This window comes from Altererythrobacter chaiwopuensis (assembly GCF_054957755.1).
In genome coordinates this window covers 19,012-38,220 of the sequence record NZ_JBTXJG010000002.1, presented here as the reverse complement: position 1 = coordinate 38,220, position 19,209 = coordinate 19,012, and the positions used below count along the sequence as shown (strand labels likewise).

The following is a 19,209-nucleotide window of genomic DNA, read 5'->3' as shown; positions in this document are numbered from 1 at the left end:
ATCCCCCTATCATTGGAACAGAGCGTACCAAAGAACGGGAAGGGATGCCCAAGAGATTAGCGTGGTCAGCAAATAGAACTTCGGCTTGGTCATATCCTTCATTTGAAGTTGTCGTCCGTTCCGTAATTCCCAGATTAGATCAGGCAATCTTGCCGCCATCAGCATCAACAAAGCGACAACCACTCCAATGTTCCAAAAATAGTAAAGTGCTGAAACTAAAGCCAGAAACAAGACAACCGCAACAATGCCCGTCGTTCTCTTCCCTTTCTGATACTCTTTCGCGATTAACTCATGCTTGGAAGTTATTTCTTCCATTTCCGTGTTGGGAAGGTAGCCTCTCGCCAATATACCAATCAGATTGGTACTAATGAACATAAGGATAAACCAAGCCCCAATGGTGAATGCTCCTTCTTTGACGAATTCAAACATTACCTCTCCTTTCTCGGTCCGCGCCCAGGCACCCAGACGCTCATATCCACCTCATCCTGCACCTTCCACGGCACGCCATCGCGGCGCAGGAACAGCCGCTCCATCTCGGGCCGGGTGAAGGGGCGCGAACCGAGCCGCCCGAACACAGCCATCTGCCCGCCCGTTTCGTCCACCGCGCGGTCACGGTCGAGCCCCTTGCTGAGCGCAATCGCTGGTGAGGGCGTTTTCGCCCAGGCGATCAGTTCGGGCACCGGAGCCGGGCTGAAGCCATAGAAATTGCGCTGGCTGTCGGGGCTGGTCAGCTGGAGCACCTTGAGCCCATTGCGGCCATCTGCGACATAGGCGAACAGCGAGGCGTTGGTCGAAGCAACGATCACGTCTTCGGCATCGTTCAGGCTGCCGCCCAGTGTTTCCTTTGAATAGACCTTGGGCTTGAGCGGGTTCTTGACATCCAGGATCACCAGCCCGTCAGCCTTGGCCGCCACATAGGCATAGGTGCGCGCGACATAAAGCCGCCGCGCATCCGCCAACGGCACGGTCGCCTGCGGCATGGGAACCGGATTGCGCAGCTGCGTGACATCGAACAGTTTCACACCCTCTGCATCCGTCACCCACAGATAGCGGAACTGGACCGCGCTCGCCCACGCGTCGCGCAGATCGCGCACGGCGGCCACTTGCGGATCAAGCGGATCGGCCAGGTCAACCACAACCAGGCCGCGCCGGGCGGTGATGTAGGCGATCTCTCCAGCCAGGTGGATATGGCGCGCGCCGTCCAATACGCCCTCAGGGTTCCATGCCTTGCTGCCATCGGCAAATTTGGCGCGGCGAAGCTTGTTGTTGCGGAATTCCCCATCGGCCAGCGTGTTCACGTCAACCAGCACCAGGCCTTCCTGCGCGTCCGTAACCACCGCGTAATTGTAGATTGGCAGGAACGCTTGCTCCTGGTTCATCGCGCGCATCTCGGGCGTATTGCGCAGCGGGTTGACCGGCTGGTTCGTGGCCAGCGCCATGCAGGTGGCGTTCTTCGTGTTGACGCGGGTGTTGTGGCCAAGCGGGGAAAATGGCGCGGTGACGATCCGTTCGGAAAAACCCTTGTTGGCGATGGATGCCACGTCATAGGCGCGAAAGCCGCCCTTCCCTTCAGCAACGAACATATATTCGCCGCGCAGTTGCAAGCACCCCACCCGGTCCTTTGTACCTTCATGTGTGTTGACGAATTGTTCGAAGCTCCTGGTCTCGCCGCTCAGCTTTTCGTCAAAGGTTTTGCCCCGCACCCAGTTCTTGAGTTCGCGCCCATTGCCTTCGACATGCATCCGCCAATAATCGGGATAGGCATAGCGGTGGAGGTAGGAGCCGAGCACGGCCTGCGGCTCTTCCCATTCAGTCACGCGAATGGCGGAGAAGCCGCCTTCCAGCCCGGTCCAGGCGTTGAGCCCCACAAAGTTGACATAGTTCGTGCCAAGCAGCAGCAGCTGCGCCATGATCGCGTTGTTGTCATCCTTGGCGGAAAGGTGGCAATCCGAACAGGTCTTGGTCTCGGTCTTGCGCACAGTGTGCGGGAAATGCGGGGCAAAGGCCTGGCTCGAAAAGCCGATCGCGGAGATCGGCGGCTGCTGCACATAGATCCGTTCGCGGTTGATATTGGTCGAGGACAGCACCAGCGCACTTGAAGAGCGCACCGGCGCGGTCTGGTTGCCTTTGGTTGTCTGGTGCTTGCCCAGCTGGAACATCTCGTCACGCGCGACCTGCGGGTTGTAAGTGGCGAAATTGCGCGTCGTCTCGCCTTCATAGCGATGCACTTCGCTTTTCCAGTTGGCTTCGATCGGAAGGTGGCAGCCGCCGCAAGAGGTGGTCCAGGAAAGATGGCAGGTGAAGCATGCCATCTCAGGATCGCGGTGCGCCCGGTCCTGCTCCGGGATACCCAGGCCGAATTCGAACTTGCCGGTTTCCGCACCCATGCGGCTCATCAGCTTTGCGCGCGCTGCCTTGGCGTTGAAACCCGCGCTAGCAGGATCAACGGTGTCCCTGACCAGGCTGACCACCCATTCAAGCTTTGGGTCGACGATCGATCGCTGGATCAGCTGGCGCGTTCCATCATCCTGGTCGATCCATTCGAACCTGCGGCGCCCGTCGGGATTGCGCAGCAGGCTGAGGTCATTGCCCTTCGGCGGTGCTGCCGGGCCGCTGGTCAGCAGCGTGGGATAGGCATCGGCGGTGCCGTGGCAGTCCTTGCACCCGATCTCGATCGCATTGGCAACTTCGCCATAGATCAGGCCATTGCCGTGGCTATCCTGCGCATAGTGGCAATCGGCACATTGCATTCCCTTCTCGGCATGGATGCTCATCAAATGCACCGCCTTGCCGGGATTGGTGCCGGGTTCGACAAACTTGCCCTCGCCTTTTCTGCGCCACTTCTCAGGATCGTCAGGGTCGACAATGTTCCCGCCAGCATCAAGCAGATTTCCGTCGCGATCACGCTTGAAAATGGCGCGGAAATTCCAGCCATGGCCGTGATAATCGGCAAATTGCGTGTCCTTGAGCAGCGGGTTCAGATCATAGACGTTGCGCAAGAAATCGAGATCGGCCCACTTGCCGCGCGGCGCCGCACCTTCCGGATTGCGGTCAAGCACGGCGCGCACCTCTTCTGCCGTCGGGTATTTCTGCTGCTGCGGCCACATCAATGGCGCGTCGCTCTCGTAATCCCACATGGTGTAGCCAAGGTAGGAATTGAGGAAGATATTGGGCTGGTGCATGTGGCAATTCATGCATTGTGCGGTGGGGATCGCGCGGGTGAAGACATGCTGCAGCGGATGCCCCTTCTCCTTCACAGGCGCTTCGTCCGAATGGTCGCCCGGCTGCTTCAATGCACCGTGGCCAGTTTCAAGCTTGCTGGCGATGGTGGGATCGGCGGTAACGGTTTGCCCGTCGCGCCCGTATTGCGCATAGACCAGCGAATGGCGCGGCTCGCGGTCATTGGCATAGATCACATGGCAACTGGCACACCCTGAATGGCGATAGTCGCCGGGCTGGTCGTTGGTGCCCATGAACCAGGTATAGGGATCGTTGAGCCTCGTCTTGTGGATGTTGAGTGCCGGGATCGCGACCCTGAGCCCCGTTGCCGGGCCGCGGTTCGACTGCTTGAGATCGGGGCGCCCCGGCTCTTCCAGCCGCTGGATTTGCCCGGTGGGATTGGGCAGGCCGATCTCGGGGAATTGCGAGTTGATGGTCCGCCCGCCGCGCTCGAACACGCGGAAGATGTCTCCCGGCGGGATAACTTGCCAGGTTGGCAAGGGGTATAATTCGGCCAGCGCCCCGCGCGCCTTTTGCTGTTCCGACAGTTCACCCGGCGGATCGCCCGGCGTCACGATCTTGGCGGGTTCGCCATCACGGGTATAGGCCTCGCCCAGAACGTAGTTCTTGAAGGGCAAAATCCCGTTGTTGTAGGCGGCACCGCCCCACAGCATGGCACCCGTCGCCATGATCGATCTCTCGCCCGCTTCGATCGTCTGCATGTGGCAGGAACCGCAGGCTTCACGCGCCACACGGTAATCGCTGGGGTTGATGAACCGCACGAACTCGGGTGCCTCGCGGTTAAGCAAGGCATAGCTGCGCTTCGGATTGGCCGACGAGGGCCAATGCCAACTTTCCGGATATATGGGCAGGACATGCGCCAGATCGCGCGCCGCAACATAACTCGGATGGTCGTGCTCCAGTTCGGGGTTACCCACCACGCGGGCATCACCGCCGTGGCAATCCGTGCAGCCCAGTTGGACCGCAGGAGTGACATGCATGGTGGGCGCATCGGTACGCACATGGCATGAGATGCAGCCAGCGGACTTGGCCAGCATATCGGCGTAAGTCTGGCGCGCAGGTGCCGGCGGCGCAGTTACGCGAGTGTAATCGCGCGCAACAGGTTTCTCGCCTTCTGCCGCACGGATCGAGCCGAACGACAAGGTTCCCGTAAGAAGCACCCCCGCGAGCAGGAACAGGATATGGCGCAGCTGCAGCATCAGTAGGTCAGTATCGCATTTGCGAGGACGGAATAATAGGTGCTGCCCCCGCCCAAACTGTCAAACAGGTCGCGGAATCCGTCACCCGAAACGAGTGCGGCGGCGGACAGGCGGACGACGATGTTCTGCGTAGCCTTGGGTCGCCAGATCGCCGCAGTCGAGAGATCCCAACCGATATCGCGCGGCACCGAACCCTCGTTGCGCAAGGTTTCGATCGTGGCTGTGTTTTCGAACCACAGGTGATTGGCGTTCGCCGAAACGCGCAGCTCCGGCGTGAGGTCGAAATCGGCACCCGCCCCTGCCAGGATCAGGCCGGGGTTGTTGAAATTGGACTGCCCCTGCTCCTTCGACGAGCGCAGCGAATTGAGGATGCCGTTGCGGCCATTGACCGAAACCGCCCGGCCGCCTCCTGCAAAGGGGATGGTTTGCCTGATCCAGTAGCTCGTGTCCGCCCCCGCGAAAATCGGGTTTTCGAAAATTGCGTCAAACCCGCCCTCTGTGTTGTCGAACGGATCGCCGTCACCGCTGGCATAGGCACCCGACAGGCGGAACCGCATCCAGTCCTTGTCATAACTCAGTTCAGCAGCGCCAAAATAGGCCCGTATATCGGCGGGTTCGCCGGTGAAGAAGCTGTTCCGGTCTTCTCCCAGCGCGGCATAGGCACTGGCCGTCAGATTGATCCGTCCGATCCGCCCATCGGCATTGTAACCCAGATAGAACACGTCATAGTCGCGCCCGCGCAGGTCACCCAGCAGCGCGGGCCGCACCGGGAATCCATTATCGTCGATCTCGATCTGGTCACCTTCACGATTGCGATTGTACGCAAGCGTTATCTGGCTGGTCAGCGCCGGGATCAGGAAATCCTGGCGATACAGATTGGCGACCAGAAGCCAATCGTCGCGCGGGCGCTGCGTGACCGCGTTGAGCCCGCTGTTGGTATCCTTCTCCAGCCGCCAGAATGCCGCCAGATTGTACTGGAAGCGATTGTTGTCGCGCGTGCCGAAGAAGCGCAGACCCAGCTGCTGATCATTGAACAGGAAGCCGCGGAAATCGGACTGGAACGGCTGGATGCCGATCCGCACCGAGTCAAAATCATAGCGGGTCGAAACATTGCGGAAGTGATAATCGAAAAAGGCTTCCTGCACGCCCAAAAAATGATCGAAGCGGTGGCTGGGGCGCGATGGCTCGACGAACAGCACGCGCCGTTCCGGCACGTCCACATAGTTCATGTTGAACGCCAGGGTAACGCGATATTCGACATCTGGCGGCTTGAACGCCGTGCTGCCCTTGATCAGCGCCGCGCCGACAATAAACGTCTGCGAGAAGACGGTCGAGAAGTCATTGCCGAACACGTCGGTCCTGCCGGGATCCTCGGTCGTCTGCACGCCAACGGGGATCGGAAAGCTGCGCGGTTCCAGCACAGTGTCGCTGACGGCATTGGCCACGAAGAACCAGTCATGGCCCTTGATCGGCAACCACGGAACCTTTTCGGGGTTGATCGGCCGATCGCCCTTGTAGGTGTTCTGGTTATACGGGTCCCACCAGCGCTCCTTGACCAGCCCCAGGCTTTCGATCAGCCGCCAGCGATCGGGGATAGGGATTTCGTCGACAGGAAAGGCCGAAGGCGGCGGCGCGCGCACCGCGCCCGGATTGTCTTGCTCCACCGGATCGGGCAAGGGATCGCTGTAGTCCGGCCTGCGGCGGCCTTCGATGACTTGGGGATCGACCGGCGGCGGATCAAATTCCCATGGCGGATCGGGGGCAGGATCCTGCGGCTCAGGCGGCGGAGCAGCCTGCGCCTGCAATACCAGCGGCAGGAGCATCGCAGCCCCGCTCACAGCCCCTCGCAGACATTGTTCTGATCGCTGCCGAGAAACGGAGCGAAGGGACAATTGACATAGCGCAGCCGCACTTGCCGCCCGCCGACATTGACCACGATCTGGTCAGCCCTGATCGCTTGCGGGGCATTGCCGATCCCCCCCACTCTCTGGCCCCCATTGTGCAGCCCCAGGAAGCTGATCATGTCATCCTGGTCGATGCCGTCGCCTGAAACGCCAATGCCGCCAACCAATGTGCCGCCGCGATAGACCGGCACCGATCCCGGGAAAATCTGGATGCCATTGGCGATCCGCGTGTGATCGGGCGTGACCTGCGGCAGCGAGGTGCAAAAGCGCGGCGTGTCGGAAGGGGCCGCACCGGTAACGAAGCCCAGGTGCTGCGCCAGATTGCCGATCACCAGGGCCGATTGAAGGCCGGTCGAGAACGGATTGAGCTGCGCGATCGGCCGCGACAACGGGCCATGGGGCTGGCCCACCTCGCCATCCGGGAAATAGGGCCGCGACAGATTGCCGCCTGACCGGTCAGCAAAAGCGAATTGGCCGGTCAGTGCGTTGGGGTCATTCAGGAAGGTCCGCAGCCGATCGACGAATTGCGGCACTTCGCCAGCGGCCGACTGGAGTTGCCCCGCAGCAAAGGCGCCAGAGATGAAATTCGCTGTCCTTGCCTTCTGCAAGCTTACATCGATCCCGAATATCGGGGCGTCGGGCGACCGGACGATCCCCAGCACTTCGCCGCGGGTATCAACCAGCGATATCGTCACTTGTGCGCGGCTGTCGAGCGGCTGGCGGATCTGCGCACGGGCCCGGCTCATTATCGCGAACGCCTCTTCCAGGATGGCGCGCGCCTCGCCCAAGCTGATCGGCCCGGCGACGTCGGCTCCATCGGTGCCTGCACGAACCGGGTAGCGGTTGGTACCTGCGCCGTTGGTCAGGATAAAGGCATCCAGGTTGGAGAATTCGGCTGCGCTGGCGGGGCGGATACCCGACGCTTCGCTGCCGTATGCCGTGCCGCTGCGCAATGCGGCACCATCGTAATAGCCCTTGACCGCAACAAGCGCGCCGGAAGTTCCTGCAAAACTGGCCCCCATCACGTCGGCCAGCGAATTGTAGCTTACATCCGAATACCGCAGCGAGGTGCCGTCAACGAAGATACGATTGGCGCGCACGCTATCGGGCGCCTCTAAGCCCAGCGTTCCGGCAAGCGCAATCGACTCGTCGCTATCAGCGTCGGTATCGAGCACATTCGGATCAAAGCCGTATGCCCCGTCGGCCGCCACGCCGACGCCGCCCACCACCACACCGTTCTTGTAGAGCGGGAATCCCCCCGGATCGGCGGCAAGGCCCAGCGGCGAACGTTTGGGCCCGATCAACCCGTCGCTGGCGCGGGCGGAAAGGTCCGAGCATGGAAGCTGGCTGAATTGCACGCCGAACAATGGGCCGCTTTCCAGCCCGGCAGTGCTTGGCGCAGGAGGGAAATGTTGCTGCACGATCATGCTGGCGGTGCGCGTGGAAAAGGCATTGCCCCCGCTCGAAAGATAGGCCCCGGTTATCGCCTTGGCGATCGCGGCCGCAGCTGCAGGCACGGCCAGCGCCTGCGCATCGATATTGTTGCCGTTTGGAGCTGCGGAAATGGCAACGGTCGGCAATGCACCCGGCATGGCGAACACCGCCAGGACATTGCCAACCCGGTCAACCACCGCAATGGTCGCGGCATGGCCCTGCGCATTTGCCTGCGCCGCGGCGCGCGCAACCACTGTGCCGACTTCTGCTGCGCTGAGCGATTCCTGAGCGGGCACGGAATACAGCGCCCCGCCCGGCGGCGGGGTGGGTGTAGGAGTTGGCGAACCGCCCGATCCGCCGCCGGACGAGCCTCCTCCGCCGCATGAAGCCAGCACCAGCGCAGAGGCCGAAACCCATGCCTTGCACCGGCCCAGCCGCATCATTGTAGCATCCCTATCGATCGGGCCGCCGCACCCAGCGCGCTGCGGAACTGGCCAGGCCGGTAGCTGTTGGGATCGTCAACTGCGGCATAGGCGACTGCGATATCGGCCCTGATTCCTGCTGCCGCGCCAACGGTTATCCGTCCATCGCGAACCAGCGCATTGAGCAAGGTGTCGATCGCCATTACCGCCTGGACCGAGCCAGCATAATCGGTGAACCGGGCCGAGGTTGCTTTCCCGGCAATGGTCGCGATCACCATGAATGCATCGCCGTCGCCGCGCGCAGCCAGGCCATCTGACAGCACGCCCGCCTGCCTGCCAAGCGCACCTGCAGCTTCACGGGCGCTGGCCGCATCTTGGCCCATCGCCCGGTGGAATGCGCGGCTGGCGGCAAGGAAATCCTCGGCCTGCCCGGGCGCGAGCGCGCGGGCCACGGCTGAAAGCATGATGATGTTTTCATCGTTGAACGGCGGATTTCCGAAAGGGATGGGGCGGCCTGGATTGCTCTCGAAGGTGAGTTTGCGGCGCGGCCCATCGGCAATGCTGCGATGGCAACTGTGGCAGTCGTAAAAATAGAATTCCGGGAACATCCCGCGCATGCCGAATGCGGGCTGGGCGAACAGCCCGGTGGAGCGCCGGACGGCCTCTGCCTGGCCGATCGCCCACAGCTTGACGCTGTCGGGCCGGCCCTTGCGGTCGATATAGTCGGCGTCGACGTCGTGATGCTGCTGCAGCGCGCTGAACAGGTCGAGCTCGAACGAGATGCGCGGGTGCCCCGCTGCCATCATCGAATGGGTCACGAACTGGCCAGTCCGGGCGGAGCCGAAGTGACAGTCAAGACAAATCCTGGCGCGCGTTTGCGGATCTTCCAGCGGCACCAGCCCTGCGGCCACATTGGATGCGTGGGTTGCAGGGCGCGCATAGTGCAGCGGCAGCCAATCGCCCGATGCCCCGTGGCAGCTTTCGCACCCGACCCCGTCAGCCAGCAGGAAACGATCACCACGCTGATCCACTGGAGCAAAGGTTGTATGGCATCCAAGGCAGGCTGGCGCGGAAGTGGCCGCCCCCAGACCCAGGCTTGCTGCGATCTGCCTTCCGCGCTCGCCGGTAAGCGCGGCATAGGCGCGGCTATGCGCTCCCGTAGCAGAAGATGGCTCCTGCCAAGTCGCTATCTCATCCTGGCGGACAACCGCTCCATTGCCTTCGGCGCGGCCATGGCAGGTCGAACCGGCGCAGGTCGCTACGCCTTCATAGCGGGCATTGCTGTTCGCCTGCGAGGAAGGAATCAGGCCGGTCACCAGCAGCATGCCGAGAAGCAGGCCCAGCCTGGTTCGCCTGATTGCAGGCACGTTGGTCAAGTCCCTCGCCTCCCTCTCCCGCGATAGTCACTTTTCGCTGGCGTTGTATACCCCATCCCAATCGCCCGGCGGCGGTGATCGGCGCAATTGCGATGCGCGCGCACGATAGATTGCATACAAGCCATCGAGGCCAAAATTGTCAGCTTGCGCGCCCCATTCGTCAAGCAGGCGCTGGGCAGTATCCCAATCCATTGCACGATAAGCCGCAAGCATCGCCGAGTGCCCAAGGGCGAATGCGCGGAAATCTTCGGACGATCCCAGTTCTTCATCACCGATCAGGGCATAGATCGCTTCGGGGGTTTCACGCCCGACCACACGGACGAGATCCAGCTCCACAGTCGCGAAGTCGGGAAGCTCCTTCTGCAATGCGCTGCCCACTGCGATATCGACCTTGTAGAGTTTGGTGAGTCCCTCGATCCGCGAAGCCAGGTTTACGGTATCGCCCAGCAGCGAATAGGATAGCCGCTGCGCAGAGCCCATGTTCCCCACGCAACATGACCCGGAATTGAGCCCGATTCCGATAGCGACTTCGCCGGGCCATACCTGGCCAGGCTGGTTTGGCATCTCCCGATTGAGCGCCTTCAGCCGTTCCCGCATTGCCAATGCTGCACGGGCCGCATTGGCATACTGGTCAGGATCGTCGAGCGGAGCGTTCCAGAACGCAAGGATGGCATCACCGATAAACTTGTCGATGGTTGCCTTGCGTTCGAGCAGGATGTCGCACATCGGCGTCAGGAAGCTGATGAGGAACGAAATCAGGGATCGGGGTTCAAGCTTTTCGGAGATTCGCGAGAAGCTGCGAATATCGCAGAACAGCACGGTCATTTCGCGCTCCTCCCCGCCGAGGTCGAGCTGATGGGGGTCCGCAGCGATCCGTTTCACCAACTCGGGTGACAGATATCGGTCGAAGGCCTGGTGGATATAGGCGCGGGCCTTCTCCTCGCGGTAGTAATCAAGCACCGTGACAGTTCCATAAACGCCCAATACCGCCAGGATCGGAAAAGTCGGATCAAGCAGGAATTGCTGCTCGCTGAAGGCCCACCAGCTTCCCGCAGATACTGCTGCGATCATGGCAAAACCCAGGATCGCCCCCCCGCTCGCGCCAAGTCGGGGCAAGAGGAGCAACAGCAACGCTCCAGCCAGCAGCACCAGCGCGCGCTCGAGCCCCACAGCCCAGTCGGGCCGGGTGAGGAAATCGCCCAGGATCATCTGCTCGATCGCTTGCGCATGGACCATCACGCCAAGTTCACGCTCGCGAATTGGGGTCGAAACGAGATCGCGTAGGCCGATCGCACCGGCCCCTACCAGCACAATCCGTCCCTCGAACCTTTTGGCCAGCTCCTGGTCTGCAGTCGCCGGATCGAGAACCTGCCACGCTGGCACGGTTCTGCTGGCGACGGGCTCGGTGTAATGCATCCACAATTCGCCGGCGCGGGTCGTCGGTATCTCGAAATCGCCGACCTTGAGCGAAACAACTCCTGGCTCGGCGCCTGCCGCGATATTGCCGCTGCCATCGCTCATCTTGACGAGGATGGAGCCCGCCCCCTGGGCCACTCGCAAGGTCTCAACCGACAAGGCCGGGAGAATCTGATCCCCCTGCCGCGCCAGCAACGGCGCACGACGCACGATCCCGTCGGAATCGCCGGTCAGAGTCAGGAATCCCCTTCCCAGTGCCGCTTCGTCAAGTTGCGGCAGCGGCAGAATCGCATTCGAATATTCCGGAATCGATTCAACATGGACCGAACCTGAAATCGCGATGCCGGCCTTGGGAACGGCCTCGCTGCGCTTCGGATCATGTGTCAGGAAAAATCCGTTGACGACGGGCATCTGCACCAGGGCTGCGGCAAACTCATCGTCATTGTCGGGCAGCGCCCGAAGTGCATCCACTGTCGATCCGGCAACCCCCTGGCTGGCCAATGTCGAGGCGATCAATCGCGGCGAGGTGCGATCGGCCTCGGAAAAGACAATATCAAGCCCGATTGCGGCGGCCCCCGCTTCGTTCAGGCGCTGGAGCAGCCGCGCGACGTTTTGCCGCGGCCATGGCCATTGACCTTCGCGCCTCAGCGATTCCTCGTCGATGTCGACGACGACCACAGGCGTTGAAACATATTCGCGCGGTTGGGCACGGGCGAAGGAATCGAAAACCAGATTGCCAAGCACCGAAAGCGATTGTGACTGGGTCAGTTGCAGCAGGAATATGACCAGCAAGGTCAGCAGTCCGGCAAGGCCGGTGCTTTTGATAAAGGCCCTAAGCTTGCCCACGCGAGACAGCGCCCCTCCTCTTCGCCTCCCTGCACCTTCGCAAAGCCGCAGCCCTCTGCAAATCCGGCCCAACTGCTGAAGGCTAGCTGATGGAATCCATCTGTGCTAGATACGGGGCGGGATTTTTGGGGGATGGTGATGCAGTTGCCAAGCAGGCGCTTAGCCTTGGGAGTTTCCGTACTTGCACTAACCGCGCATGCGCCGGCTGCGCTTGCGCAAAGCGGCGCTCAGGCGAACTCGCTCGACGAATTGAGCGAAGCGGCGGAGAAAGCCGACATAGCGCTGGAGACCGCGACAGCGCAGGAAAACGCGGGAAACCTGCTGGGAGCCGCAGCCACTTTGGAGCGGGCCTTGCTCAAGCATCCTGAAGCAGATGACGTCAGGATCGCCTACGCCACACTGCTCTGCCGTCTGGACAACCGACAATCGGCGCAAGTCGAGTTGGGTATGCTGCGGTCACGCCCGACCTCCAGTGCTGGATGGAACCGGATGCTGGAAACATGCGGTGAAGATTTCGGGCAGTTCACCCGCCGTACCGGTCGCATCAATGGCCAGATCAGGGTTGGCATCGCTTATGATGAAGATGCATTCGGCGAACTGAGCACCTTCACATTCCTGCCGCCGGAATCGACCGATGGCCTTGCCATCGTCACAACCAGCCAGATCAACGCTCGCATTCCGGCGGGCGACGCGTTCTTTTATGGCGATCTCTTTGCCCAAACTCACAACGATATCTCCGGTCCGGACTCCGATTACCAGTTCGGCGACGCAGCGATCGGATTTGGTATCGAGAATGGTGCGAGCGAGTTTAGTGTTGGCGGCCTGGTCCGGCATGGCCGAATCTCGGGCGACAAATATCTCACCGCAGTGGGCGGCGAGGCACGGGCCAGCTTCCGGGTCGGGACAAAAAGCCGCCTTACATTGCGCGCCGAAGCCGTGGATGAGGATTTCGTGACCGGCTTGCTGGATGGCTGGCACTATACCGGGCAGATCGCCTACGAAGTGCACCCCACCCTTCGCAGCTCGATATTCGTCGCAGCCACTGCGGAAACCAAGAGTGCGGAGTTCAAGTTCCTGGGTTACGATGCCTTCGGCATTGCCGGCGCGGTCGAATTTCCATTGAGCGAGGGGGGCACCTACGCCAAGCTTTCCTCCACCCTCCGGCGGGTGAATTTTCAAAATGAGGAATTCTTCGAGGATCGGCGTGAATGGCGGCTCTACCTGCGCGGAGCAGTTGGCGTGCCTTTGGTGGGCAGGAGTCTCTATCTGGAAGGAGCCGCAAGATACCGGTCTCGCGAAAACAGCCAGCAGTTCGTTGATGATTACAGCAGCCTGGGCGCAGACCTGATGCTGGTATGGAGGTTTTGAGAGGGATGCCCGCGATGAAGACCTTGACCCAGAAAATCATAGTGTTGAGCGCGCTTTCGGCGTTAGCTTTGCCGGGTGTTTCGTTTGGCCAGGATGTGGGGATTACCGCAGCCGTGCGAAACGATGTCCGGGTAACGACGCCCGTCAATCCGGTGCTTCATCCGGCGAAGGTTCGTGAACGCATCGCGCTTGGGAATGACATCGTCACCGGCAAGAACAGCATGACTCAATTGCTGCTGCTGGACCAGACAAGTTTCACCGTCGGCGCCAATGCAAGGGTGAAGATCGACCGCTTCGTCTATAACCCAAATACAAATGCCAGCTCGGTCGGGGCCTCGGTGGCAAAGGGCGCCTTTCGCTTCATGTCCGGTCGCTCGCTGCGCAATGGCAGCACCCGCTCTTCGATCGAGACTCCGGTTGCCTCGATTGGCATTCGAGGCACGATCATCGAAGGGGTGGTTGGTGAAGAGGCGATTGATATAGCCAGGCGTGAACCGGGAATTGACCGGGATTTCGTAGCCGATCCGGAAACGGCCACCCTGATCGTGCTGCGCGGCCCCGGCCGAAACGCGCAGGGCGTGCAGCCGGGTGCGATAGATGTGAGCGTGGGCGAAATCGTGATCCCGATGGAGGATGCGGGATTGGCACTGTTTATTCCGGCGCCGGGCCAGGAGCCCATCGGGCCGTTCATGCTTTCGCAGCGGGGCACCGCGTCATTGCGCGATCTACTCGCACCAAGACCCATTCCGGGGCCTGACCGCAATTTTGAAAGAGATCCGACCACCGATCAGATATTCGAGTGCGAAGGTGGTCGCCAGGGTTCGCCCGGAGGGTGTTTCTCCTCGCTGCAATGATCGCGTTTCAGGCGGCGATACCGTCAGGCAAGCGCCAAATCGCTTCCGCGCCTGAAGAGATCGCGCATTCGCCGAGTGGCAATGTGTATTCGCTGCAAATGGAGAATTTTCAGCTGCGTGCCTTTATGCGCGCTCAGGACGTAGGGCTGACAATTTCCGCCGTGCGGCTACTCATCCAGCCCAGCTTCAGCTTCTGGACCGCTTGCTGGTTAGTGGTTTCAGGTAAGGATGAGCGAATTTTGGGCCAATGGTCGCGGTGCGTCGCCGACTGCCTGCGCCGCATCAAATTTGTCAAGCTCCGGCAATCGTCCTAACCTTGCTCCATTGAGGGTCGGCAAGGAGGAGGACAGAACATGAAGATGTTACCGGCCTGCATGGCCATTGCAATCCTGAGCGCTGCAGCTGCCTGCAACAATACTGGCGACAATGTCGGCGGCGAGAGTGCCACTCAAACCGAAGACGATGCACTTGATGGACATGCAGCTCTCATCGCAAACGCACTTTCTGCCGGCCCGAATGACGTAACAAAGGAAGCGGCAGTCATCGACGGTGAGGGGAATGTCCTGCGCGAGGGGAGCAATGGTTGGACCTGCATCCCAGAGACTCCGGGCATGGGGCCAATGTGCAATGATCAGACCTGGATGGCAGCTCTCTCCGCGATGCAAGCAGGCGAGGCGTTTCCAACCGGCAAGTTCGGTGTGTCCTATATGCTTGCAGGCGAGGGAAATGCGCCCGGTGTAAGCAATCTGGACCCGGCTGCTACCAAGCCCACAGCCGACAACATGTGGATCAAGGATGGGCCGCATATGATGATCATCCTGCCAGACCCCGCGCTTTATTCTGATATGTCCAACGATGTGGACGATCCGGTCTACGTGATGTGGAAAGACACGCCATTTGCCCATCTGATGGTCCGGCTGGGAGATGCCGAGAGCAAGTAAGGTGAGGCTGTTTGTTGCCCATGGACGCCATATCGTCCCACTTGCTTTGGCGGCAACCAATCACCCCCTTGAGGACGCCCGCAATTGGGCCGGTTGCAGTATGTCCGATCCTGGCGATCGCTCCAAGGAAAGCGGACCGTTTTCGCGATAGGAAGCAATCGCTGGCAGCGATCCAATTGTGGGCACTGTAATTTCTGGCCAATGCCCCGGTCAGAAATTCCGTCGTGCCTTGCTTCTGGGCCAGCCTCTTTCACCAGTTGCAAGACCGGCAGCATTATTCTGGTTCGAGTGCGACAATTCCTCACGGGAACTGGCCGCATCGCAAGACAAATGCTCAACAACGTTCAGTAGCGGCATGGGGCGGCAAAGGAGGTAGCCTTGGGCCTTGGCGACACCAAGCCTGGCCAGTTCGTCCAATTCCTCTTTGATCTCTACGCCCTCTGCCACAATCGACGAGCCCAAAGTCCTGGCGAATTGGACCATGGCCTTGACAAAAGCGGATCTCGCAGGCCGGTTATGAATGTCCCGCACCATTGAGACGTCAAGCTTGATAATATCGGGGCCAAGGTCAAGGATGTGCCGCATGCTGGAATAGCCTGCACCCACATCGTCTATTGCGAGTTGCGCGCAACCATGAAGCTCTTCAATGCGCTGGTTTAATTCTTTGTAGTCCTCGACTGCTTCGTGCTCGGTGAGCTCGATGACAACACGATTGGCGGACAAGCCTTCGAATGCCGCTTTAAGTTCGCCGGACAAGAGCGTTTCAAGCGAGACGTTGACCGACAGATAAACATTCTGGGGCAGATGAGTCAGCCCCTTCAGCGCCCGCTGAATGGTCGCAATTTCAAGCTCGACGGTAAGCCCAACCTCGTCGGCCTCATCGAACCAATCGCTCGGTGAGCGCTCTTCCGCATCAGGAAATCGGACCAGGGCTTCGACACCAACTGGTTTGAGGTCTGCGATACTGTAAATCGGTTGATAAACGGTCGTATAGTGACCCACTTCAATGGCCTTCGTGATCTTTGCAGACAGTTCTTTCTGACGCGATTCTTGCATCGCCCGTCGATCAATCAAGTCCCCAGTCAGCTTCGCCGCCATCTTTAAAACATCGAGATTGCGCCGATTCAAATTGAAGTCTGCCTCAAAGGCAAAGCAGCACATGGTGCCGTAGGTCGTACCGTCACGAAGCTTGAGCGGAACGCTCAGATGTGCTCCAACTGGGAGTTCCTTCGTAACTGGCATGGCGGCCGCGAAGGGAATGGCTGCCGCATTCTGGATAAGTTCAGGAAGGCGCCCCTCCACAATATGGTGGCAATAGCTATCGACTAGCGGATCAGAACCACCAACTTCGATCGGAGCTTGTTTGGTAGCGCAGCTTACGTAACGAAAGACCCTTTTCCCGTCGAGGAACTCGGAAATGAACGCCACGTCCATGGAGAGATGCTCGCGCAGCCCGTCAAGCACCCCTTGTATGATGCTGCCAGTGGACTCGTTGCTATCCGCCTCCTTGATGCGCAGCAACTCTGCTAAAGCGACATGGTTTCTTCGGTGCGCCACTTATTCCTTTCCTTTGAGAACAATCTCCTAGCGGGGAACCTTTACCATAAAATGAAACAGAATCAGGGGCGCTGACTAGAGTTTTCACCGCATTAAGAAAGCTGATCTCCTCTTAAAGCCGCTTTTCTTGAACCCGCTTTGCACCCGCTATCTGGTGATAGGTATTTGCTGGGCCCCTTTTGGCCAAAGTCCAGGCGGCGAGCAATGGACTTAAGGGCATAGCCTGGGTTCTTGTTAGCAGAATGTTAGCGATACTTGAGCTATCGACCGTTTATGCGACCCGAAGGAATAACCGAACGGCGAAAAGCAAAAACCCAGGCCTTCAGGCTTGGGCAGCCGCTGTTCATTCAGGTTCCCAGAACAATCGCGGCGTCGGTACTGGCTGGTTGCACGCTACTGGCCTTGGCCGCCAGCAATCTGACTTTTCCAGCGATTGCATTTGGCCCGGTGTTCCTGTTGATTTGCGCTTTCGGAGCGTGGTTCGTGGGCAGTCGCTATGCTGTCGTGCTACTAATGTTCATCGCGGCAATCGAGTTCCTGAACGGCCATGCTGTTTTCCTTCATGATAGACCAATTGTCACAGGTATGGACCTGGCCATACGGGCAAGCTGCGCATTAGCTGTGGTTCTCATGCTCGGTGTCGCCAGGGAAGCTCTTGAAATTGAGTGGCGCTTTGCGCGGGTTGACCCCTTGACTGGAGCGCAAAACAGGAAGGCGTTCTTTGAGGCCGTGGCATCTGATGCCGATACAAACGGTATAGCGGTTCTGATGTTTGCAGATGTCAATGGGTTGAAACGTGTCAACGATCGACTGGGGCACGAAGCAGGTGATGAGGCGCTCCAGGACTTTGCAGCTCGCGTCAAGAAGGTAATCCGCAAGGAAGATCTCTTCGCCCGAATAGGCGGTGACGAATTTGTGATCTTCTTCAAAGTTCAAGATCGATCGGCGGCACATGTTGTGGCTAGCCGACTGGATACCGAACTTAATCGTGGCGTAAAGCGAGACGGGACTCATCTGACATGCAGCTTGGGCGTCTTGATCTTACTGGCAGGTTCAAAGAACATCGACGCTGAGCTCCAACAGGCCGATAGGCTGATGTATTTTGCGAAGAGAGAACGGATCGGAGTTATGATGGCAACCTCAATCGATGGGGAGATGCAGCAGCTTATGCCCATTGCGCCTGAGGTCGAATCTGTCAGACGGCAAGCGGCTGCATTCAGAGCGATTGAGAGATACTCCGAGAATGCAGGCATTCAGAGTTTTCCCGACCGCTCTGCGGCCGCTTAGGAGCGGCCGCCACAGGTTTAGAGTCAGCCCACAACGATAGTCCCGTACCATCCAAACTCCAGTCGCCATCCATTGAATGAATCTGGGCCGTCAGCAGTCAGTCCGGTTCCGGGACTGACGTATCTGGTTTCTGTCGACTTATTGCGGATCGATTACGCAGTCCGTTACATCGGACGCGTCCTCGCCGATGTTCTCGAACACTACCTTTCAAGAACTTCAAGGGATCCTGGAAGTCCCCTCGCAAATACCGCTGCGGCCTGACGGATCGCCATACGATCGGCATCGTCAGCCACTTCATAGGTGTATGCGGGAATGCCGTAGGCCTGGTGAAACCAGTTCTTGGCTGTCCCGCTGCCAGGGTTCGCATTGCGCCGCTCGATCGAAAAAATATAGCCCGGGAGCGAGTTCTCCTTCCCCTGAAGCCACGCGCCAAGGAACTGTTCCTGCCGCTCGCTTGCTTCATCGCCCTGGACATAGAAGAGATTGCGATGGGTCGAATGGAAGTCGAGCATGAGGACTGGCTGGACCCCTGCTGGCAGTGCGTCAAGCCAGCCTTTGATGGCCTGCGTCTCTGGCTGGCTGAATTCTCCCCAGTCGCGGTTGATATCCTTTCCGCCAAGGTTTGCACGCCAGTTGCCGCGGGCCACCCCGTCGGGATTGAGCAACGGAATTACGAGAAACTGGTAACGCTTGCCCATTTGCGGATCGGCTGCGAGCAGCGCGGCTATCCGGTCGACAAAACTTTCCATGGCTATTGCGCCGGTAACCTCGGGCGGGTGCTGGCGACCAAGCAGCACCACTAGCCGGGGGGCATCCGCGAGGCCGAGACGAACGGCCCCGATCGGCCTGCGATCGTGCGACCTTCCCAGCACGAAGCGCCGAGCGAGCGGGCCCTGCGCCCATCGCTCGAGTGCCTCCTCGTAATCCCCGCTGTCGAAGATTTCCTGCGCGCTAACCGTCGCCCGGCCGGGGGGCAGTTGCATGGTGGCGGTGGTGCCATCCTCACTTGTCTCGACAGTCAGTTGGCGCCTCTCGGTTCCGTCGGTCCATTTCGGCACGTACCGGTGCTGGCTGGCGAGATAGCGCAAGTGAACGGTCAGCTCACCGCCGGTGCTCGCCTCGTAGCGAAAGGCATACCAGGGGCTGGGATTGATCGGCGGCTGGTGCTCGGGCGCTACCAGCACGCTGAATTCTCGCTCCCCCTCGATCACGCAGCGCGCGAATGATGCGGCCTCGAAATCGAAGGACAACTTCGCTGAACTTGTGGTGCAGGCACTGCCAACCGGCCCCTGAACGGAACTGTCCAACGGGGGCGCACCGGCTGTGCATGCCCCCGTTGCCAACGCGATTCCGAACAGCAGATGC

Annotated in this window: 13 protein-coding genes; 5 read left to right on the top strand and 8 right to left on the bottom strand. The window is 60.0% G+C overall.

What is annotated here, in order from left to right; all coding sequences use genetic code 11:
- Positions 1-9: 9 nt before the first annotated feature.
- The 6 genes from ACX2DJ_RS10795 to ACX2DJ_RS10770 all read right to left on the bottom strand — a co-directional run bounded on the left by ACX2DJ_RS10795 (position 10) and on the right by ACX2DJ_RS10770 (position 11,837).
- The gene (locus ACX2DJ_RS10795; protein ID WP_462572625.1) at positions 10-429 is read right to left on the bottom strand and encodes a hypothetical protein; all 420 of its coding nucleotides are present in this window, start codon (positions 427-429) and stop codon (positions 10-12) included.
- The gene (locus tag ACX2DJ_RS10790) at positions 429-4,439 is read right to left on the bottom strand and encodes an LVIVD repeat-containing protein (RefSeq protein WP_462572624.1); all 4,011 of its coding nucleotides are present in this window, start codon (positions 4,437-4,439) and stop codon (positions 429-431) included. The genes ACX2DJ_RS10795 and ACX2DJ_RS10790 overlap by 1 nt, the downstream gene beginning before the upstream one ends.
- Positions 4,439-6,262, bottom strand: a complete 1,824-nt coding sequence (locus tag ACX2DJ_RS10785) for a hypothetical protein (RefSeq protein ID WP_462573073.1) — start codon at positions 6,260-6,262, stop codon at positions 4,439-4,441. Before ACX2DJ_RS10785 ends, ACX2DJ_RS10790 begins: the two co-directional genes overlap by 1 nt.
- An 11-nt stretch (positions 6,263-6,273) precedes the next feature.
- Positions 6,274-8,220: a heme-binding protein gene (locus ACX2DJ_RS10780; protein ID WP_462572623.1), complete on the bottom strand. Its 1,947-nt coding sequence runs from the start codon at positions 8,218-8,220 to the stop codon at positions 6,274-6,276.
- Positions 8,217-9,524 (bottom strand): multiheme c-type cytochrome, encoded by a 1,308-nt coding sequence (locus ACX2DJ_RS10775; RefSeq protein ID WP_462573071.1) that lies wholly within the window; start codon positions 9,522-9,524, stop codon positions 8,217-8,219. The genes ACX2DJ_RS10780 and ACX2DJ_RS10775 overlap by 4 nt, the downstream gene beginning before the upstream one ends.
- A 78-nt stretch (positions 9,525-9,602) precedes the next feature.
- Complete coding sequence (locus ACX2DJ_RS10770) at positions 9,603-11,837, bottom strand: CHASE2 domain-containing protein (RefSeq protein ID WP_462572621.1); 2,235 nt, start codon at positions 11,835-11,837, stop codon at positions 9,603-9,605.
- Positions 11,838-12,002: 165 nt separating this feature from the next.
- On the opposite strand from ACX2DJ_RS10770, the gene ACX2DJ_RS10765 reads away from it, so the two are divergent.
- Genes ACX2DJ_RS10765 through ACX2DJ_RS10750 form a run of 4 tightly spaced genes read left to right on the top strand, consistent with a single transcriptional unit; the run spans position 12,003 to position 15,000 of the window.
- Complete coding sequence (locus ACX2DJ_RS10765) at positions 12,003-13,205, top strand: hypothetical protein (RefSeq protein ID WP_462572620.1); 1,203 nt, start codon at positions 12,003-12,005, stop codon at positions 13,203-13,205.
- Between the two features lie 14 nt (positions 13,206-13,219).
- Positions 13,220-14,059 (top strand): FecR family protein, encoded by an 840-nt coding sequence (locus ACX2DJ_RS10760; RefSeq protein ID WP_462572618.1) that lies wholly within the window; start codon positions 13,220-13,222, stop codon positions 14,057-14,059.
- Positions 14,056-14,373, top strand: coding sequence for a hypothetical protein (locus tag ACX2DJ_RS10755; protein ID WP_462572617.1), 318 nt, complete (start codon positions 14,056-14,058; stop codon positions 14,371-14,373). The genes ACX2DJ_RS10760 and ACX2DJ_RS10755 overlap by 4 nt, the downstream gene beginning before the upstream one ends.
- Positions 14,374-14,412: 39 nt before the next feature.
- Positions 14,413-15,000 (top strand): hypothetical protein, encoded by a 588-nt coding sequence (locus ACX2DJ_RS10750; RefSeq protein WP_462572616.1) that lies wholly within the window; start codon positions 14,413-14,415, stop codon positions 14,998-15,000.
- 210 nt (positions 15,001-15,210) lie between these two features.
- Here the strand turns inward: ACX2DJ_RS10750 and ACX2DJ_RS10745 are convergent, their stop codons facing one another.
- Complete coding sequence (locus ACX2DJ_RS10745; RefSeq protein ID WP_462572614.1) at positions 15,211-16,557, bottom strand: sensor domain-containing phosphodiesterase; 1,347 nt, start codon at positions 16,555-16,557, stop codon at positions 15,211-15,213.
- 255 nt (positions 16,558-16,812) lie between these two features.
- Here ACX2DJ_RS10745 and ACX2DJ_RS10740 point away from each other — a divergent pair, with 255 nt between their 5' ends.
- Positions 16,813-17,844, top strand: coding sequence for a GGDEF domain-containing protein (locus tag ACX2DJ_RS10740; protein ID WP_462572613.1), 1,032 nt, complete (start codon positions 16,813-16,815; stop codon positions 17,842-17,844).
- Between the two features lie 200 nt (positions 17,845-18,044).
- Here the strand turns inward: ACX2DJ_RS10740 and ACX2DJ_RS10735 are convergent, their stop codons facing one another.
- A complete protein-coding gene (locus ACX2DJ_RS10735; RefSeq protein WP_462572612.1) occupies positions 18,045-19,151 on the bottom strand; it encodes a M14 family metallopeptidase in 1,107 nt (368 codons plus the stop codon).
- Between the last annotated feature and the right edge of the window lie 58 nt (positions 19,152-19,209).

Excerpts from the sequence above, each read along its gene's own strand:
- ACX2DJ_RS10785 (WP_462573073.1), bottom strand. The coding sequence starts at position 6,262 with ATGCTCCTGCCGCTGGTATTGCAGGCGCAGGCTGCTCCGCCGCCTGAG.
- ACX2DJ_RS10780 (WP_462572623.1), bottom strand. The coding sequence starts at position 8,220 with ATGATGCGGCTGGGCCGGTGCAAGGCATGGGTTTCGGCCTCTGCGCTG.
- ACX2DJ_RS10795 (WP_462572625.1), bottom strand. The coding sequence starts at position 429 with ATGTTTGAATTCGTCAAAGAAGGAGCATTCACCATTGGGGCTTGGTTT.
- ACX2DJ_RS10755 (WP_462572617.1), top strand. The coding sequence starts at position 14,056 with ATGATCGCGTTTCAGGCGGCGATACCGTCAGGCAAGCGCCAAATCGCT.
- ACX2DJ_RS10750 (WP_462572616.1), top strand. The coding sequence starts at position 14,413 with ATGAAGATGTTACCGGCCTGCATGGCCATTGCAATCCTGAGCGCTGCA.
- ACX2DJ_RS10790 (WP_462572624.1), bottom strand. The coding sequence starts at position 4,439 with ATGCTGCAGCTGCGCCATATCCTGTTCCTGCTCGCGGGGGTGCTTCTT.
- ACX2DJ_RS10760 (WP_462572618.1), top strand. The coding sequence starts at position 13,220 with ATGAAGACCTTGACCCAGAAAATCATAGTGTTGAGCGCGCTTTCGGCG.
- ACX2DJ_RS10775 (WP_462573071.1), bottom strand. The coding sequence starts at position 9,524 with ATGCTGCTGGTGACCGGCCTGATTCCTTCCTCGCAGGCGAACAGCAAT.